We start from the raw sequence: 16,404 nt of genomic DNA, 5'->3' as shown, positions 1-16,404 counted from the left end.
AGAGAAAGGTTGAGGGTTAATCCGTTGCCGTGCGGTCGGCAAGATCCTCCTCTCCCTGGCGCAGGAATGCCACCAACCGCTGCGCCGGCAGCGGCAGCTGCGCCAGTTCACGCACCGCAATAGACAGACGCCGGGTCGCCCAATCGTCCGTCAGCGCGAGGGCGCTGCGTTGAATTTCTGCATGGCGCCGGGCACTCTCTTCCGGCACTACCGCCAGCCCGGCGCCGCGCAGCACCATGCGGCAGATGGCGTCGAAATGGCCGGCGCGCGCCCGCAGCCGCATTGGGCCGCCGCTGCGTATCGCCAGCTGCTCCAGATGCTGTTGCAGCGCGCTCTCTTGCGGCAGGCCGATAAAATCAAAAGGCAGGGCGTCCGCAAAGCCGATCTGGCGGCGGCCGCTGAGCGCATGCCCCGGCGGCAGCGCCAGCACCAGACGATCCTGGCGAAAAGGATAGCTGACCAGACCGCGCAGGTCGGCGTGATCCGCCACGATGCCGATATCCGCCGCCCGTTCGGCGATCGCCTGCGCGATAGCCGGGCTGGGCAGCTCCTCCAGCGCGATGTCGGTGTGCGGGTGCAGCGCCAGAAAATCCGCCAGCAGCTCCGGCAAAAAGGCGTCGGCGGCGACGGTATTGGCGACGATGCGCAGTTGGCTGCGCTGGCCCGGCGCAAACTCGGCCATTTCGCCGCGCAGCCGGTCGCGCTGTTGCAACAGCAAACGAGCGTGTTGCAATAAGCGTTCACCGGCGGCCGTCACCTGGACGCCGCGCGGATTGCGCGTCAGCAGCGCCACACCTGCCTGCTGCTCCAGCCCGCGCATGCGGGCGCTGGCGGCGGCCAGCGACAGCCCGACGCGCTCGGCGCCGGCGGTGATGCTGCCGGTCTCGATCACCGCCACCAGCAGCCGCAGATCGATAAAGTCAAAATGCATGCGTTCTCCCTCTGTCTTTGCCGCAGGCAGGCTCTGCCATTGCCGCATTGTGCCGCGCCGCGCCGCTGGTCACAATCGGGCCGTTGATTGCCATAAGGATAGACGCATGTCGCTGACGCTACTGGATATTATCGCACTGACGGGCATTTTTACGCTGGCCGGCACGGTCAAAGGGGCGATCGGTCTGGGATTGCCGACGGTGTCGATGGGGCTGCTTAGCCTGATGATGCCGCCGGGGCAGGCCGCCGCGCTGCTGCTGTTGCCCTCACTGATCACCAACCTGTGGCAGTTGCTGTGTGGGCCGATGCTGGGGGCGCTGTGCCGTCGGCTGTGGCCGATGATGCTGTGCGTTACGCTGGGCACGTTGCTGAGCGCTGGTGCGCTCACCGCCAGCGACGGCCGCCTGGCGCCGCTGGCGTTGGGCGTTTGCCTGATCGGTTATGCGCTGTTGGGTTTTACCCGTTTCAATGGGCGCATTTCCGCCACGGCGGAGCCTTGGCTGGGGCCGCTGTGCGGCTTGGTGACCGGTGCACTGACCGGCGCCACCGGGGTGTTCGTCATACCGGCGGTGCCCTATCTGAACGCATTGGGCCTGGCGCGTGACGATCTGGTGCAGGCGCTGGGGCTGTCGTTCACCGTCTCGACGCTGGCGCTGGCCGCCGGTTTGGCCTGGCATCAGGCGCTGCCCGGCGCGCTGCTCGGCGGTTCATTGTTGGCGCTGTTGCCCGCGTTGGGCGGCATGTGGCTGGGCGGGATCGTGCGCCGTCACTGCAGCCCGCTGATTTTTCGTCGTTGCTTTTTTAGCGGATTATTGGTCCTGGGGGCAGAGATTGTGTGGCGGGGGATGCATTAGGCGGTAAATTTTACTTGCGCCTTCCGCTTTCAATTTACGGCGCGGCGCATTGCGCGATATTCTGGTTTCCTGATGGGCTAACGGCGGACGAGGGAACCATGACGGACAGCCAGGTGTTTGAACAACAAAGCCTCGACAATCTGCTGAGCTATTGGCGGCGTCATCGCCGCCTGCCGGGCGCGCGTTACCCGGCCGGCCCGACCGACAGCCTGTGCGACGTGCCGGGCGTCAGCGTTGGGCATCACACGCTGGCCGACGGCGAATGCCAGACCGGCGTCACCGCCATCGTGCCGCCGGGCGATCTGTTCAACCAACCGCTGCCGTGCGGCAGTGCGGTGCTCAACGGTTTCGCCAAGCCGCTGGGATTGGTGCAATTGAATGAGCTGGGGGAGTTGCAGACGCCTATTCTGCTGAGCAATACCTTCGCCGTCGGCACGCTGTTTAACGCCATGGTGCGGCGCAGCTGTCTGCGCTATCCGCAGATCGGCCGCGGCAGCGCCACCATTAATCCGCTGGTGCTGGAGTGCAACGACGGCTACCTCAACGATATTCAGGCGATGGCGGTGCGTGAGGAACACGTCTTCAGCGCGCTGGATAATCACTCCACCCGCTTTGCGCGCGGCAGCGTCGGCGCCGGGCGCGGCATGAGCAGCTTCGGCCTGAAGGGCGGCATCGGCACCGCCTCGCGCTATTGCCCGGGGTTAGGCACCATGCTTGGCGTGCTGGTGCTGGCCAACTTCGGCACCCTCGACTCGCTGACGCTGAGCGGCGTGCGCGTAGGTCCGGCGCTGGGCAAACTGTTGGCGGATCCGCCGCCGCAGGTAGACGCCGGTTCGGTCATCATCATCATCGCCTGCGATCGGGCGCTGGACAGCCGTCAACTGAACCGTATCGCCCGCCGAGCGGGCGCCGGTTTGGGGCGGGTAGGCAGCCATTGGGGGCACGGCTCCGGCGACATCGCGCTGGCGTTCTCCACTCGGCTGTTGGGGGCGACGTTGCCGGACGAACGGCTGGAGCCGCTGTTTGCGGCGGCGGCGGACGCCACCGAATACGCGGTGCTGGATGCCTTGCTGAGCGCGGAAGGCGTCAGCGGTTTCCAGCAACATGCGCGCGTGGCGCTGGGCCCGCTGCTCGATCGGCTGGCGGCGGCAAATTAACTTACGGGAGCCCGATGTGAAGGTCTTTATCTCTGCAGATATCGAGGGGATAGCCGGCGTAATGCGGCCGGAGCAATGTAACCCGGCCCATGCCGACTATGCGGCGGCGCGCGAGCTGATGGAGCAGGAAGTCAACGCCGCCATCGACGGCGCTTTCGCCGGCGGCGCCACCGAGGTGACGGTGGCCGACAGCCACGCCATGATGCAGAACCTGCGCGCCGATCGCATCGATGCGCGGGCACGGCTGGTGCAGGGCAAGCCGCGTGGGCTGTCGATGGTGGAAGGGCTGCAGCATCAGCGTTACGACGGCCTGATGTTTATCGGTTATCACAGCGCCGCCGGCGAGCGCGGCGTGCTGGCGCACACCATCAACGGCCGGGCCTTTTATCGCGTCAGCCTGAACGGCGACGTGGTGGGCGAAAGCGATCTGTATGCGGCGGCGGCGGCCGAGTTGAACGTGCCGCTGTGGCTGGTGAGCGGCGACGACGAGCTGCAAGGCTGGATCGCCGAACGCTATCCGCAAGCCGGCTATGTCTGCGTGAAGCGCGCCATCTCGCAAACCGCCGCTGAATCGCTCAGCCCGCAACGGGCGCGCGCCGAGATCCGCGAACGCGCGATGCAGCAGGTGCGACAGGGCGCCAGGCTGCCCGTGGAACGCCGCTTCATGCCGCCTTATCGGCTGACGCTGATGGCGGCCAAACCAGTGCTGGCGGATCTGTTCAGTCTGGTGCCCGGCGTGCAACGCCAGGACGCGCTCACCGTGGTCTTCGACAGCGATAACATGGCGGCGCAAATCAGCCTGCTCAGCGTATTTTCCTATCTGGCGACGACGCAGAGCTGAGCATCCCGGTCATTACTGCCGGTCGCGTTGGGTTAACTGGATAGTGAGGTGCTCAATGCGTTCGGCCATCTGCTTGGTCAGGGCGGTGAGCTCGGTGTTTTGTTTCAACAGCTCGAGCAGCTGTTCGGATTGCCGTTCGACCAGGGTTTGCCGCTGCGCCATCGCCTCATCCAAATCCTCCCGGTGCTGGGCATCGGCCAGGGCGTGCGCCTGATCGCGCTCGGCCTGACGGGTTTGCGCCAGCAGGATCAGCGGCGCGGCGTAGGCGGCCTGCAGGCTGAACGCCAGGTTCAGCAAAATAAACGGATAAGGGTCAAATTTGGTGAAGCCCGCCAGGTTGAGATAGATCCATACGCCGACCACCACCGTTTGCCCCACCAAAAACGTCGGGGTGCCAAAGAAACGGGCGAACGCCTCGGCTTTCAGGGCAAACCACTGATCGCCAAAGGTGTGAGTCAGGCCTTTCAGCGGGCGATACAAGCGAAATTTTTTGTGTTCCGACATAGCGGTAAGACTCGTTGCGGTTGGAAGTGCCTCATTTATAGCACAAATGAATGCAAAATTTTGTCCGCGCGACGGTCGGGCGTTGCCGGCCCGCACCGCACGATTCTCCAATAGAAAATCCCTTTTCAACATTAAGCCTACTAAATAATAGGCTACGCTAATTATTGCTCTGCTGCGCTATATCACCTGACCGGCGCGGCAAGCCATTCCCATAACAAGATTTGTTTCGCCGAAGGCAGTGACGCCTTCGGTTTTTTTGGAGTCATGAGCAATGAGCATATCCCAAGTTCCGCTTTCGCGGCGGCGGTTCATCGTCGGCGCCGGGGCGTTGGTGATCGGCGCTTATCTGCCGTCCACCGGCGCGCTGGCGCGCTCGAACGCCCCGGCCGCCTCCGGCGCGGCGGCGTTTGACGCCAACGCCTTCGTCCAGATCGGCACCGACGGCATCGTCACCGTGATCAGTAAACACACCGAAGTGGGCCAGGGGGTCTATACCGGCATGGCGACGCTGGTCGCCGAAGAGCTCGATGCCGACTGGGCGCAGGTGCGGGTCGTGGCCGCGCCGGTGGACACCTCCGTCTACAAGAACCTGGCGTTTGGATTCCAGGGCACCGGTGGATCCAGCTCGGTCGCCAATGCCTATGAGCAGATGCGGCGCATGGGCGCCATGGCGCGTGCGCTGTTGGTGCAGGCCGCCGCGCAGAGTTGGAAAACCTCGGCGCAGGAAATCACCGTGCAGGCGGGCAAGATTCGCCACGCCGCCAGCGGGCGAGAAGCGGGTTTTGGCGAGTTCGCCGCGTTGGCCGCCACGCTGCCGCCGCCCGATCCCGCCAGCCTGACGCTTAAGGATCCGGCCCATTTCACCCTGATTGGCAAAACGCGCGGCCTGCACCGCGTCGATTCGCTGGCGAAAACCAACGGCAGCGCGCAGTTCTCGCAGGATATCCACGAGCCGGACATGCTGACCGTCACCATCAAGAAGCCGCCGCGTTTCGGCGGCAAGGTGGCGACCTTCGACGCCGAGCGCGCGCTGGCGGTGCCGGGAGTGGTGGCGGTGAAGCAGATCGCCACCGGCGTGGCGGTTTACGCCAAAAATACCTGGGCGGCGATCCAGGGACGGGAGCGGCTGCGGGTAACCTGGGACGACGCGCAGGCCGAACGGCGCAACACCGAAGAGATTTACGCCGAATTCCGTCAGGTGGCGCAGAAAACCGGCGTGGTGGCGAAGAGTCTCGGTAAGCCGGACGAGGTGTTCGACAAGGCCGACAAGGTGATTGAGGCCGAATACACCTTCCCGTACGTCGCCCACGCCCCGATGGAGCCGCTGGACGGTTACCTGTTCTGGGATGGCGAAAGCGTCAAGGCGCGCTATGGCTGCCAAATCCAAACGCTCGATCACAAGCAGCTGTGCGATCTGTTCGAACTGCCGCCGGACAAGGTGCAGATTGACACTATTCTGGCGGGCGGCAGCTTTGGGCGGCGCATCGATCTGGGTAACCCGACGCTGGGGCCGGACCTGGCGGCCGACATGGCGGCTGCCGCCAAAGGCATCGGCCCCGGCCACGGTGTGAAGGTGGTGTGGACGCGCGAGGACGACATCCGCAATGGTTGGTATCGCCCGATGATCCTGCACCGCCTGCGCGGTGCCATCCGTGGTGGCAAGGTGGTGGGGTGGACCGATACCGTGGTCGGCCATTCCTGGACGCGCCACAGCGCGATGGATGCGCTGGTGGTCAACGGCCTCGATCAGATGATGGTCGAGGGTGCCAGCGAGGTGCCTTATACCTTCGAAGCCTTCCGCTGCGATGCGCACATCGTGCCCGGCAAGGTGCCGACCACCTCACTGCGATCGGTCGCCAGCACCCACACCGGCCACGCGGTGGAGAGCTTTATCGATCAATTGCTGCAGGAGACCGGGCAGGATCCGGTTGAAGGGCGGCTGGCGTTGATGGGCGAGGCGCCGCGTGCGGCGGGCGTGCTGCGGGCGGTGGCTAAAGCCGCCGGCTGGCAGGGCGCCAAAGTGGTGGACGGACGCGCGCGCGGCGTGGGCGTCGCCAAGGCGTTCGATACCTATGTGGCGCAGGTGGCCGAGGTGTCGATCGGCGAGGGCGGCATTCCGAAAGTGCACAAGGTGTGGTGCGCGGTGGACTGCGGCGTGGCGGTGAATCCCGACGTGATCCGCGCGCAGATCGAAGGCGGCATCGGCTACGGCCTCAGCATGGCGCTATACGGCAACATTACGCTGAAAGACGGCGTGGTTGAACAGTCCAACTTTAATAATTACCGCCCGCTGCGCATCGATGAGATGCCGGAGATCGAGGTGATCATCGTGCCCTCGAGCGAGAAACCGACCGGCATAGGCGAACTGGGGGTGCCGACCATCGCTCCGGCGGTCGGCAACGCGCTGGCGCTGCTCGGGCGGCCGCGCAGCTCGCTGAACCTGCCGCTGCATAATCCCACCGCGAATCCGGCGTCTGACAAGGAGAGAACCTGATGATGCAATTAACCGTAAACGAGCAGCCGCTGACCTTTGAGGGTGACCCGCACATGCCCCTGCTGTGGTTCTTGCGTGACGAAGCCGGCCTGACCGGCACCAAGTTCGGCTGCGGCATCGCCATGTGCGGTGCCTGCACCGTGCATCTGGACGGCGTGCCGGTGCGATCGTGCATGACGCCGGTCTCCGCCGCCGTCGGCAAGAAAATCACCACCATCGAAGCCGTGGGCGCCACGCCGGAGGGCAAAGCGGTGCAGGAAGCCTGGCTCGACCTGGACGTGGTGCAGTGCGGTTACTGCCAGTCCGGCCAGATCATGAGCGCCAGCGCGCTGTTGGCGCAAAGTAAAAATCCAAGTGATGCGGACATCGATGCGGCGATGGGCGGCAACGTCTGCCGCTGCGCCACCTATGTGCGCATTCGCGCCGCCATCCACCAGGCCGCCAAGGCATTGGGTTAGGGAGAGATGCGATGAGCAACGCCTTGAAAGGGCTGTTATGGCTGATTATCTCCGTGGCGGTACTGGCGGGAGGGTACGCGCTGTACACGCAGCTGCGGCCAACCGGCGCGGAACCCGCGGCGCCGATCGCCGGGGCGCCGGCCGGCATCACCGATAAGCTGGCGCGCGGCGAGTACCTGGCGCGCGCCGCCGACTGCGTGGCGTGCCATACCGCGCCGGGCGGCGCGCCTTATGCGGGCGGCTTCGCCTTTAAACTGCCGTTCGGCACCATTTACGGCACCAACATCACCGCCGACAAGGAGACCGGCATCGGCAACTGGAGCGACGATCAGTTCGTACGCGCGGTACGTGAGGGCATCGGTCCGCAGGGCAACCTGTATCCGGCGATGCCGTACACCTCGTACACCGGGCTGAGCCGCGACGACGTGCTGGCGATCAAGGATTATCTGTTCAGTCTGCCGCCGGTGAAACAGGCCAACCCGCAAAACGATCTGTCGTTCCCGTTCAACCAGCGTTGGGGCATGAAATTCTGGAACCTGGCGTTCTTTAGCGAGCAGCGTTTTACGCCGGATCTCAACAAGGACGAACAGTGGAATCGCGGCGCCTATCTGGCGACGGCGCTGGGCCACTGCGGCGAGTGCCACACGCCGCGCAATCTGGGGTTTGGTCTTAACCAGAGTAAGCACCTGAGCGGTGAAGTGGTGCAGGGCTGGTTCGCTGCCAACATCACGCCGGACAAACAGACCGGTATCGGCGGTTGGAGCGACCAGCAGCTGTCGCAATATCTGGCTACCGGCCATGCGCCGGGGCGCAGCAGCGCCGCAGGCCCGATGGCGGAAGCGGTGGAAAACAGCCTGCAGTTCCTGACGCAAGAAGACAATCTGGCGTTGGTGAAATACCTGCGCGACATCGAGCCGATCGCCGGCGACGCTGCCGCCGCGGTGAACCTGCAGCCGAAGGGCGCGGCGGCTTCCACCCCGATCCTGCCGGGCGGGCAAGACAGTTCGCTCGGGCGCCGGCTGTTCGCCAACGACTGCAGCGGCTGCCACCAGTGGAACGGGCCGGGCCGCCAGAGCGAGTATGCGTCGCTGGTGGGCAGCACGGCGGTGAACGATCCGCAGGGGCGCAGCGCGGTGCAGGCCATCCTGAAGGGGACGAGCATCAGCATCGGCGATCGGCATGAGATGATGCCGGCGTTCGGCAGCGCCTATTCCGACGAGGAAGTGGCGGCGGTCGCCAACTTCGTGGTCGGCCACTTCGGCGATAAGCAGGGCAAAGTCACCGCCAAGCAGGTAGCGGAGCAGCGCAAGCAGTAACGCATCGCGGCGGCGTGTATGTTGAGGGCGGCGATATCGGTGATATCGCCGCTTTTTTATGGCCGTTGCGCCGGCGGCAGTGCGGTGAAAAAGTAGGACTAGCTCTGGCTTAATTGATTGAAAAGATAGTCAAAGACTAAACGCACGCGCGTAGGGCAGGCGTGTTGATGCGTATGATAGAGGTTGACCGGCCAGGGCGGCGGGGCGTCGCCCGGCAGAACGGCTACCAGCTCACCCGCGGCGAGGTGTTTTTCAACCAAATATCCGGCCAGTTGGCCAAAGCCTAAACCGGCGAGCACCGCTTTACGTTCTATATCGGGCGTGTCGGTGACGAAGGCGGCGGACTTCGGGTAGAGATAACGTTTTTGGCTAAATTCCCAGGGCCAGTAGCGCCCTGTTTTGTGGTTCACCAGCGCGACAATAGGCAGATGGGCGAGTTGGTCTATCTGCTCCGGCGGCGGCAGGCGAACGAGCAGCGTCGGCGAGGCAACCAGATGGAAAGGCATGGTTCGGGGCTGGCGAACGATACAGGTTTGGTCATGCAGAAAGCCGATGCGAATGCCGATATCAATTCTTTCATCGACCAGATCGCTGTGGATGTTCGACAGGTGGAATTCGAGCGTAATCGCAGGATATAAACGCGCGAACTCTGCCAGTATCGGCATGACGACCTCGCTGCCATAGGTGTGCGGCGCCGTGATGCGCACCACGCCGGTGAGATCTTCCGCCTCTTTCCCTTTCGCCTGAAACAGCTTGTTAAACTGATCTATCGCCGCTTTGGCTTGCTCAGCAAAGCCGAGGCCGAAATCCGTGATTTTTACGTTTCTGGTGTTGCGGTGGAACAGCTGTTCACCGAGCAACGACTCCAATTCTTTGATAGCTCGGGTGACTTTCTGCGGGGAAATGCCGAGTCTGGTCGCTGCGCGTTTAAAGTTCATCTCCTCAGCGGCGCAGCAGAAAATGCGCAAGGCTTCTTGTCTGTTTTGCACTCTCGCCTCTTTGTTCCAAAAAATGGAATTCTAAAAGCATAACACTTCCATTTACTGATGGTAAACGGCGGATAAAGTATTCGTACTGACCAACAGAAGAGGAACGAGAGATGAACCGTATTTCAGGCAAAGTGGTGGTGATTACCGGCGCCAGCAGCGGGCTGGGCGAAGCGACCGCAAAACATTTGGCGGCGCAGGGGGCGACGGTGGTGGTGGCGGCGCGCAGGAAAGATCGTCTTGATACGCTGGTTCGGCAAATCGTTGGCGACGGCGGCACCGCGTTGGCGCTGCAGGTGGATGTGACGAAGCGCCAGGAGGTCGAAGCGATGATCGCCCAGGCCGTCAGGCAGTTTGGCAAAATTGATGTCTTGGTCAACAACGCGGGGCTGATGGCGATCGCACCGCTGAGCGCCGTAAAGGTCGATGAATGGGAACGGATGATCGATATCAATGTGAAAGGCGTGCTGTACGGCATCGCGGCCACCTTGCCGCTGTTCGAAAAGCAGCAATTCGGTCATTACATTACCATTTCCTCCATTGCCGGCAAGAAGGTGTTCAGCCCCGGCGGCACGGTCTATAGCGGCACCAAATTCGCAGTCAGCGCGATCGCCGAAGGTTTGCGCCACGAAGTCGGCGGAAAGATCAGAACCACGACGATCGCCCCCGGCCTGATCGACACCGAACTGAAACAGGGCAGTTCGCACGCGGAAAGTTTGCAGGCCGTCGGCGAACTCTACCAGAGCCAGGCAATTTCCGCCGATGCCATCGCACGCGCTATCGCCTATGCGATCGAGCAGCCTTCGGACGTGGATGTGAGTGAGATTGTCATCAGGCCGACCGTGCAGGAATTTTAAATCGCCAGAGGCACCTCCTGGGCTTTTAGCCGTATTTTCTTATCGTTACGAGGTATTCTATGCGTCGCAATCTGCTTATTGGCGCCTTTTTCGCCGCTTTTTCTGCCGCTGCAATGGCCGCGGCGCCTTTTTCTAAAACAGACAATCCCGGGTTCTACCGGATCATGCTGGGTAATCTGGAAGTGACGGCCCTGTCTGACGGCATCAGCCCCATGCCCGCCGATAAAATCTTGATCAACACCCGGCCGCAGCAGCTTGAAGCGGCAATGGCGGCCAACAACCTGTCGCTGCCGTTGCCGACCTCGGTGAACGCCTACCTGATCAACACCGGAAGCAAGCTGGTTCTGGTCGATGCCGGCACCGGCGCGCTGCATGGCGACACGCTGGGCAACATGATGAAAAACCTGAACGCTTCCGGCTATCAGGCGGAGCAGGTGGATGAGATTTATTTAACGCACCTGCATCCCGACCATGTGGGAGGCTTGATGGCGGACGAGCGTCTTGCCTTCCCGAATGCCACCGTTTGGGTGGAAAAAGACGAAGTCGCTTTTTGGCTGAACGAAGAGAAAAAACGGCAGGCGGAAGAGAAAGATAAACGTTTCTTCGATGCCGCCATCGCCTCATTACAGCCTTATGTCACGGCGGGAAAACTGAAAACCTTCGAAGGCAATCAGGCACTCACCCCGGGCATTTCGGCTATCGATACGCGTGGGCACACGCCAGGGCACAGCGTGTTCGCCGTCGAAAGCAAAGGGAAAAAGATGGTGATTTTGGGGGATATGATCCACGTTGCCTCGGTGCAGTTTCCCGATCCGAATGTCGCCATCGCCTATGATATCGATGTCCCTGCCGCCGTAGCGCAGCGCAAGCGGCTGTTCGATGACCTTGCGCAGCAAAGGGCGCTGGTCGCAGGGGCGCATCTGTCCTTCCCGGGCCTTGGCTACATCAATAAAAAGGGGACGGGTTATGACTGGCAGCCGCTGAACTATGGCGCGCTTAATCAACATTAATCGGCATAAGCATGAGGCAATAAGGCAGGAGAACAATGTGAAGGGGCCAGGCGGCCCCTTTTCTTGATGTTCAGAAAGCCGCTTCCCTGCAGGGCGAAGGGCTTTCACGCGGTACGTAGTGTGTTATTTTGGCCGGCGTGGATAATCAGGAATCGGGTACAAGGTGATGGGAAATTCGGCATTTATGCATCGTTTTGCTGCATTGGGCGGGCTTGAACTGCTCGTCGCGGACTTTTCAGACCATCGATTTGGCGTGCATTGGCATGATACCTGGTCGATTGGCGTTGTCCTGCGCGGCGCCAATAACAACAGCGCCAAAGGCGATGCCGACGGTATCGTCAGCCGTGGGCAACGCGCCGGGGCAGATGCATGCCGGGACAGTGCTGGGTGATGAGGGATGCCATTATTTCATGTTTTATCCCAGCCACGAGATGCTGCTGGACGCGGCGGAAAACATGGAGATGCCTCTGCCGCCGGCGGTGCAGGGGAAGCATATCGACCATGCGCCTTTCGCCAACCGATTGTGTGAGGCCGCCGCGGTGCTGACCGCAGCGCAATCCAGCCATTTTGACCGCGAGGTGGCATGGAGCCACTGCGTGGCGGATCTGCTGACGGTGTGTTCACCGCGGCGAGCGCCATTGGCAGGCGCCGGCCTCACGCCGGGTTTGCGCAGAGCGAAAGAGTATCTGCACGATAACCCGGCGCGGGAAGTGCGTCTGGAGACGCTGGCGCAGGCCGTCGGCATGTCTAAGTTCCACCTTTGCCGTCAGTTCTCGGCGCAATTCGGTTTATCGCCGAACCGTTATCAGCGGCAACTCAGATTACAACAGGCCAAGAGCTTGCTATCCCGAGGCGGCGACATCGCGGAAATCGCCAGCGCCTGCGGATTTGCCGATCAATCGCACATGGGAAGGGTGTTTAAGTCGACTTACGGCGTCACACCGCGCAGCTATCGCGACCGATGCAGTTGAGCAATATCATTCTATCTCGCCGACGCAAAGGGACTGACAATGCGCCTTTTTGACGACGAGAGAAACCATGTTCATCGATATTTCCACGCTGGGTTTATTTGCTCTTTCAGCCGCCGCGTTAACGCTTATCCCTGGCGCCGACATGCTTTGCGCACTGTCTAATGCCATAAGCCAGGGAACGAAAGCGGGGCTGGTTACCGTATTGGGCGCGGTCACTGGGGTGACGTGCCACATCGGCCTTGCCATTGCCGGCGTTACGGCGCTAATTGCCTCTTCGCCCGTGTTGTACGAGTGCTTTGTCGTTGGCGGCGCGCTTTATATCCTGTGGGTTGGCTTTGGCATTTTTAACAGCAAAAACGCTGTCAGCCTGCAAAACAACCGTGAACGAAAAAGTCTTAATAAACTTTATTCGCAGGGGCTACTGACCAATTTGCTGAATCCTAAAGCCATCATCTTTACTCTGGCGTTTATCCCGCAGTTTATTCGAGTGGAAGCCGGCATGCCGGGCATGCAGATGCTGATATTAGGCATTGAGCTCATTGTTATTATGTTCCTTATTGAGATACCTCTGGTCTTTCTTGCGGGTAAAATTGCACTGAGCATTCAACTGCGTCCGACTGTCGGCATCTATGTGAATAAATTTTTTGGCGGCGTCATTCTGTTATTGGCCATTGCCATTCTGGCCGCGCGTTTATTCTAAAAGTTCAAATTCGCTTTTGACAAAGTTGTTCGATCGATAAGGTTTTATGTTCGCCCCGCTATGCTGCACGGCGAGCCATTACCGTAATATTCTCCCGAGTTTCACTGACACTGAGGAGAATGACTAATGAAACGCTTTGAAAATAAAGTTGCCCTGGTGACGGGCAGTTCAAAGGGAATTGGCGCAGCTATTGCTAAACGCCTGGCGGCGGAAGGCGCCGTGGTTTTCATTAACTATTCCCGCGGGCGTGAAGATGCCAACCGGTTGGTTAAAGAAATCAATGAGCAGGGCGGCGTCGCTTTTCCGCTGCAGGCCAATGTCGGCATTGAGGCCGAGGTCAACGGCCTGATGCAAAGCATTGTCGAGCAGTATGGTCGCCTGGATGTACTGGTCAATAACGCCGGGGTGTATGCCACCAATAGCCTGGAGGCATTCAGCGACGCGGAATATGAAAGACACTTCAATTTAAATGTCAAAGGGCTGATTTATTGCTGCAAGGCGGCGGTCGCCGCCATGCCTGAATCGGGCGGCAGCATCGTCAATATCAGCTCCAGCGTGACGTCGTTTACGCCGGCCAATTCGCTGGTTTATACCGCTTCAAAGGCCGCGGTGGATTCTATCACCAAGACGCTGGCCAACGAGCTGGGCGGGCGCAAGATCCGGGTCAATGCGGTCAACCCTGGCTTGGTCATCACGGAAGGCGTGCATGACAGCGGCTTTTTCGACGCCGATTTTAAAACGCACATTGAATCCATCACCCCGCTGGGGCGCATCGGCACACCGGCGGATATCGCACCGGCCGTGGCCTATCTCGCCTCGGACGAGGCGGGTTGGGTGACCGGCGAAAGCCTGATCGTCGGCGGCGGTTTACATTAATTTTGCTATGAATGGAACAGAGATGACATTAGATAAAGCCTACGGGCCACTGATTAACGGCGTGTTCGAGCTGGATGGCGCGGACATTCATCCCGTCATTTCCCCCTCGACCGGGGAGCGCCTGGCGGATTTACACTACTGTAACGAACGGGACGTCGAGCGCGCCGTGTTGGCGGCGGAAGCAGCTTTCCCCGCCTGGAAAGCATTAGGGCAGCAGGCCCGCGCCCGCCTGGTGGCGCAGCTGGCGGATGTGCTGGAAAGCGATCTGGAAAGAATGGCGCAAATCGACGCGCAGGATGTGGGCCGCTGTATCAGCGAAGTGCGCCGCGATTATCAAACGGCGGTCAGACACTATCGCTATTTCGCTGCGGTGGTCATGGGGCACGAAGACAGCGGCAGAAGCATTGCGGACGGCTACAGCCTGGCGAAACGCGAGCCGCTTGGTGTCTGCGGGCAGATTATCCCCTGGAATGCGCCGGCGATCATGGCGGCGTTCAAGCTGGCGCCGGCGCTGGTGACCGGCAATACGGTGGTGCTGAAGGCCGATGAAAATGCCTCGCTCTCCACGCTGGAGCTGGGCAAGATGATCGCCAACATTTTCCCCGCCGGCGTCGTGAACATCATTACCGGGCTGGGAAGCGTGGCGGGGGCGGCGCTGACCTGCAACCGCAAGGTGCGCAAGCTTTCGTTCACCGGCAGCACGGAGGTGGGCAAGCTGGTAGCCAAGGCCGCCGCGGAGCGGCTGGTGCCCGTTACGCTGGAGCTGGGCGGGAAGAGCCCCAATATTGTGTTCCCGGACATCGAAGAGATGGATGCGGTGGTGGACAACGTGACCTTTGCCGCTATCCACAATAACGGCCAGTCCTGCTTGGCGGGGACCCGGCTGTTCGTTCACGCGGACATTTATGACCGTTTCAGCGCCAAGCTGGTGGCGGCTTTCGAACGGGTGCGCGTCGGTTCACCGCTGGCCGAGCATTCCCGGGTCAGCTGCCTGGTTTCCGAGAAACAGGGCGAGCGGGTGCTGGCTTATATTCAGACCGGTCTTGATGAGGGTGCCACCCTGCTGACCGGCGGCAAACGCCGCGCCGTCGCCGGCTGCGAGCACGGCTACTTCATTGAGCCGACGATTTTTGCTGCGGAAAATGGCATGCGCATTTGCCAGGAAGAAATTTTCGGGCCGGTGCTGACGCTGATAAAATGGTCAGACTACGACGAGATGATCGCCCAGGCTAACGACAGCGAATATGGGCTGGCGTCGGGGATCTATACCCGCAGTCTGAAAAATGCCCTGGCGACCGCAGACCGGCTGGAAGCCGGCTCCGTTTGGATCAACCGCTATTCGAATATTACCGATGGCACCGCGTTCGGTGGTTACAAGAACAGCGGGATCGGCCGTGAGTTCTGCAAGGAAACGCTCAATGCCTACACGCAAATAAAAACCATCACGCTGCAGACGGATCTGCCCGCCGCCTGGTTTGCCGAATAAGGATAAGACCGGCACAGGGACGTGCCCCCGTTGGCCGCTTCATGCGGTATGGCTGCCGATGTAACTCCTTGGCGACGCGCCCATGCTTTTCTTGAACGCGGTGCTGAAGGCGCTTTCCGATTCATATCCCAGGTCAAAGGCGATCTGGGATATTTTTTCTTTATTGGCGACCATTCGCTCGATGGCCAGGCTAAAACGCCAGATGCGAATGTATTCGTTGACGCTGTAGCCGGCCAGCTTTCTGAACCGGGTGGTAAAGGCGGTGCGTGACATACCAGCCACGCCGGCGAGTTCGTCCAGACGCCATTTCCTGCCCGGCTGGTCGTGTATGCTGGTCAGCGCCAGACCGATATTTTTGTCCGCCATGGCGTAAAACCAGCCTTCGCCGCGCCCGAGTGCGCCGGAAGAGAGCAGCACGCGCAGCGCCTGCGTCAAAATGATCTGCAGGAGATGCTCGGTGATGAGCTCGCTGCCCGGGCCGGGTTTTTCTATTTCCGATGAGAGGCGACTCAAGTAATCCTTAATGCCGGCGTTCTCTTCCCGCTGCGTTTTGATCACGATGGGTTCGGGCAGGCTGGTGATAAAACGGAAGGTATCGTTGATCTGAAACACGAACCGGCAACCGACAAAGGAGAAATCGTTCCCGCCGTTGCTGAAGCAGGAGGAGCGGTCTTTCATCACGTGAATTTTTCTTATATCGATGGCCGGCGCGTTAGGCGCATCAAAAATGCTGAATTCGCGACCGCTGGATAAGATCAGCACATCGCCTTGTTCAATCGGGTAACTGTTTGCATCGCCCGCCATGTTAATGAAAAAAGATCCGCGTTTGGCGATATAAATTTTCATCCCGGAATAGCCGGGAAACAGCGCTTTGGTATTGGCGCTCAGGTCAAACGTCACAATTTTCTGGCTGCTGATTTTTAGCCGGGAAACAATATCGGATAACGGATCCATCATTACCTGC

17 protein-coding genes are annotated in these 16,404 nt (G+C 60.8%); 13 read left to right on the top strand and 4 right to left on the bottom strand.

The window, feature by feature from the left end; genetic code table 11:
- Positions 1 to 16: 16 nt before the first annotated feature.
- Positions 17 to 931, bottom strand: a complete 915-nt coding sequence (locus tag ACRAWE_RS08110) for a LysR substrate-binding domain-containing protein (RefSeq protein WP_063919405.1) — start codon at positions 929 to 931, stop codon at positions 17 to 19.
- Between the two features lie 106 nt (positions 932 to 1,037).
- On the opposite strand from ACRAWE_RS08110, the gene ACRAWE_RS08105 reads away from it, so the two are divergent.
- From ACRAWE_RS08105 to ACRAWE_RS08095, 3 genes are all read left to right on the top strand, one after another.
- Positions 1,038 to 1,784 (top strand): sulfite exporter TauE/SafE family protein, encoded by a 747-nt coding sequence (locus tag ACRAWE_RS08105; RefSeq protein WP_063919406.1) that lies wholly within the window; start codon positions 1,038 to 1,040, stop codon positions 1,782 to 1,784.
- A gap of 98 nt (positions 1,785 to 1,882) precedes the next feature.
- Positions 1,883 to 2,941, top strand: a complete 1,059-nt coding sequence (locus ACRAWE_RS08100) for a P1 family peptidase (protein ID WP_063919407.1) — start codon at positions 1,883 to 1,885, stop codon at positions 2,939 to 2,941.
- A gap of 16 nt (positions 2,942 to 2,957) precedes the next feature.
- Entirely contained in the window at positions 2,958 to 3,782 is an 825-nt protein-coding gene (locus ACRAWE_RS08095) for a M55 family metallopeptidase (protein WP_025159731.1), read from the top strand.
- Positions 3,783 to 3,794: 12 nt separating this feature from the next.
- On the opposite strand, the gene ACRAWE_RS08090 is transcribed toward ACRAWE_RS08095, so the two are convergent.
- A complete protein-coding gene (locus ACRAWE_RS08090; RefSeq protein WP_019456353.1) occupies positions 3,795 to 4,286 on the bottom strand; it encodes a DUF1003 domain-containing protein in 492 nt (163 codons plus the stop codon).
- 271 nt (positions 4,287 to 4,557) lie between these two features.
- Between ACRAWE_RS08090 and ACRAWE_RS08085 the strand changes: the two genes are divergently transcribed.
- From ACRAWE_RS08085 to ACRAWE_RS08075, 3 genes are read left to right on the top strand one after another with little or no spacing between them, the layout of a single operon-like run.
- A complete protein-coding gene (locus ACRAWE_RS08085; protein WP_432525226.1) occupies positions 4,558 to 6,780 on the top strand; it encodes a molybdopterin cofactor-binding domain-containing protein in 2,223 nt (740 codons plus the stop codon).
- Positions 6,780 to 7,238, top strand: a complete 459-nt coding sequence (locus ACRAWE_RS08080) for a (2Fe-2S)-binding protein (RefSeq protein ID WP_063919409.1) — start codon at positions 6,780 to 6,782, stop codon at positions 7,236 to 7,238. Before ACRAWE_RS08085 ends, ACRAWE_RS08080 begins: the two co-directional genes overlap by 1 nt.
- An 11-nt stretch (positions 7,239 to 7,249) precedes the next feature.
- Positions 7,250 to 8,554 (top strand): c-type cytochrome, encoded by a 1,305-nt coding sequence (locus ACRAWE_RS08075; protein WP_432525225.1) that lies wholly within the window; start codon positions 7,250 to 7,252, stop codon positions 8,552 to 8,554.
- 98 nt (positions 8,555 to 8,652) lie between these two features.
- On the opposite strand, the gene ACRAWE_RS08070 is transcribed toward ACRAWE_RS08075, so the two are convergent.
- Positions 8,653 to 9,543: a LysR family transcriptional regulator gene (locus ACRAWE_RS08070; protein ID WP_432525224.1), complete on the bottom strand. Its 891-nt coding sequence runs from the start codon at positions 9,541 to 9,543 to the stop codon at positions 8,653 to 8,655.
- A 110-nt stretch (positions 9,544 to 9,653) separates the two neighbouring features.
- Between ACRAWE_RS08070 and ACRAWE_RS08065 the strand changes: the two genes are divergently transcribed.
- The 7 genes from ACRAWE_RS08065 (at position 9,654) to ACRAWE_RS08035 (ending at position 15,440) form a co-directional block, all read left to right on the top strand.
- Positions 9,654 to 10,397, top strand: coding sequence for an SDR family oxidoreductase (locus ACRAWE_RS08065; RefSeq protein ID WP_063919411.1), 744 nt, complete (start codon positions 9,654 to 9,656; stop codon positions 10,395 to 10,397).
- A gap of 59 nt (positions 10,398 to 10,456) precedes the next feature.
- Positions 10,457 to 11,407: an MBL fold metallo-hydrolase gene (locus ACRAWE_RS08060; protein ID WP_432525223.1), complete on the top strand. Its 951-nt coding sequence runs from the start codon at positions 10,457 to 10,459 to the stop codon at positions 11,405 to 11,407.
- Positions 11,408 to 11,573: 166 nt separating this feature from the next.
- The gene (locus ACRAWE_RS08055) at positions 11,574 to 11,798 is read left to right on the top strand and encodes an AraC family ligand binding domain-containing protein (protein ID WP_432525574.1); all 225 of its coding nucleotides are present in this window, start codon (positions 11,574 to 11,576) and stop codon (positions 11,796 to 11,798) included.
- A gap of 19 nt (positions 11,799 to 11,817) precedes the next feature.
- The gene (locus tag ACRAWE_RS08050; protein ID WP_432525222.1) at positions 11,818 to 12,378 is read left to right on the top strand and encodes a helix-turn-helix transcriptional regulator; all 561 of its coding nucleotides are present in this window, start codon (positions 11,818 to 11,820) and stop codon (positions 12,376 to 12,378) included.
- A 67-nt stretch (positions 12,379 to 12,445) separates the two neighbouring features.
- A complete protein-coding gene (locus ACRAWE_RS08045; RefSeq protein WP_211129407.1) occupies positions 12,446 to 13,078 on the top strand; it encodes a LysE family translocator in 633 nt (210 codons plus the stop codon).
- Between the two features lie 126 nt (positions 13,079 to 13,204).
- Positions 13,205 to 13,954: an SDR family NAD(P)-dependent oxidoreductase gene (locus ACRAWE_RS08040; protein WP_154746168.1), complete on the top strand. Its 750-nt coding sequence runs from the start codon at positions 13,205 to 13,207 to the stop codon at positions 13,952 to 13,954.
- A 22-nt stretch (positions 13,955 to 13,976) separates the two neighbouring features.
- Positions 13,977 to 15,440, top strand: coding sequence for an aldehyde dehydrogenase family protein (locus ACRAWE_RS08035; RefSeq protein ID WP_432525221.1), 1,464 nt, complete (start codon positions 13,977 to 13,979; stop codon positions 15,438 to 15,440).
- Between the two features lie 39 nt (positions 15,441 to 15,479).
- Here the strand turns inward: ACRAWE_RS08035 and ACRAWE_RS08030 are convergent, their stop codons facing one another.
- Positions 15,480 to 16,397 (bottom strand): AraC family transcriptional regulator, encoded by a 918-nt coding sequence (locus ACRAWE_RS08030; protein ID WP_432525220.1) that lies wholly within the window; start codon positions 16,395 to 16,397, stop codon positions 15,480 to 15,482.
- Positions 16,398 to 16,404 lie beyond the last annotated feature (7 nt).

The sequence above is a fragment of the Serratia sp. BFP-2025 genome (assembly GCF_050880365.1).
In the GTDB taxonomy this organism is placed as follows: domain Bacteria; phylum Pseudomonadota; class Gammaproteobacteria; order Enterobacterales; family Enterobacteriaceae; genus Serratia; species Serratia surfactantfaciens.
The sequence above is the reverse complement of the archived record's forward strand: the minus strand, read 5'-3'. Positions and strand labels throughout refer to the sequence as shown.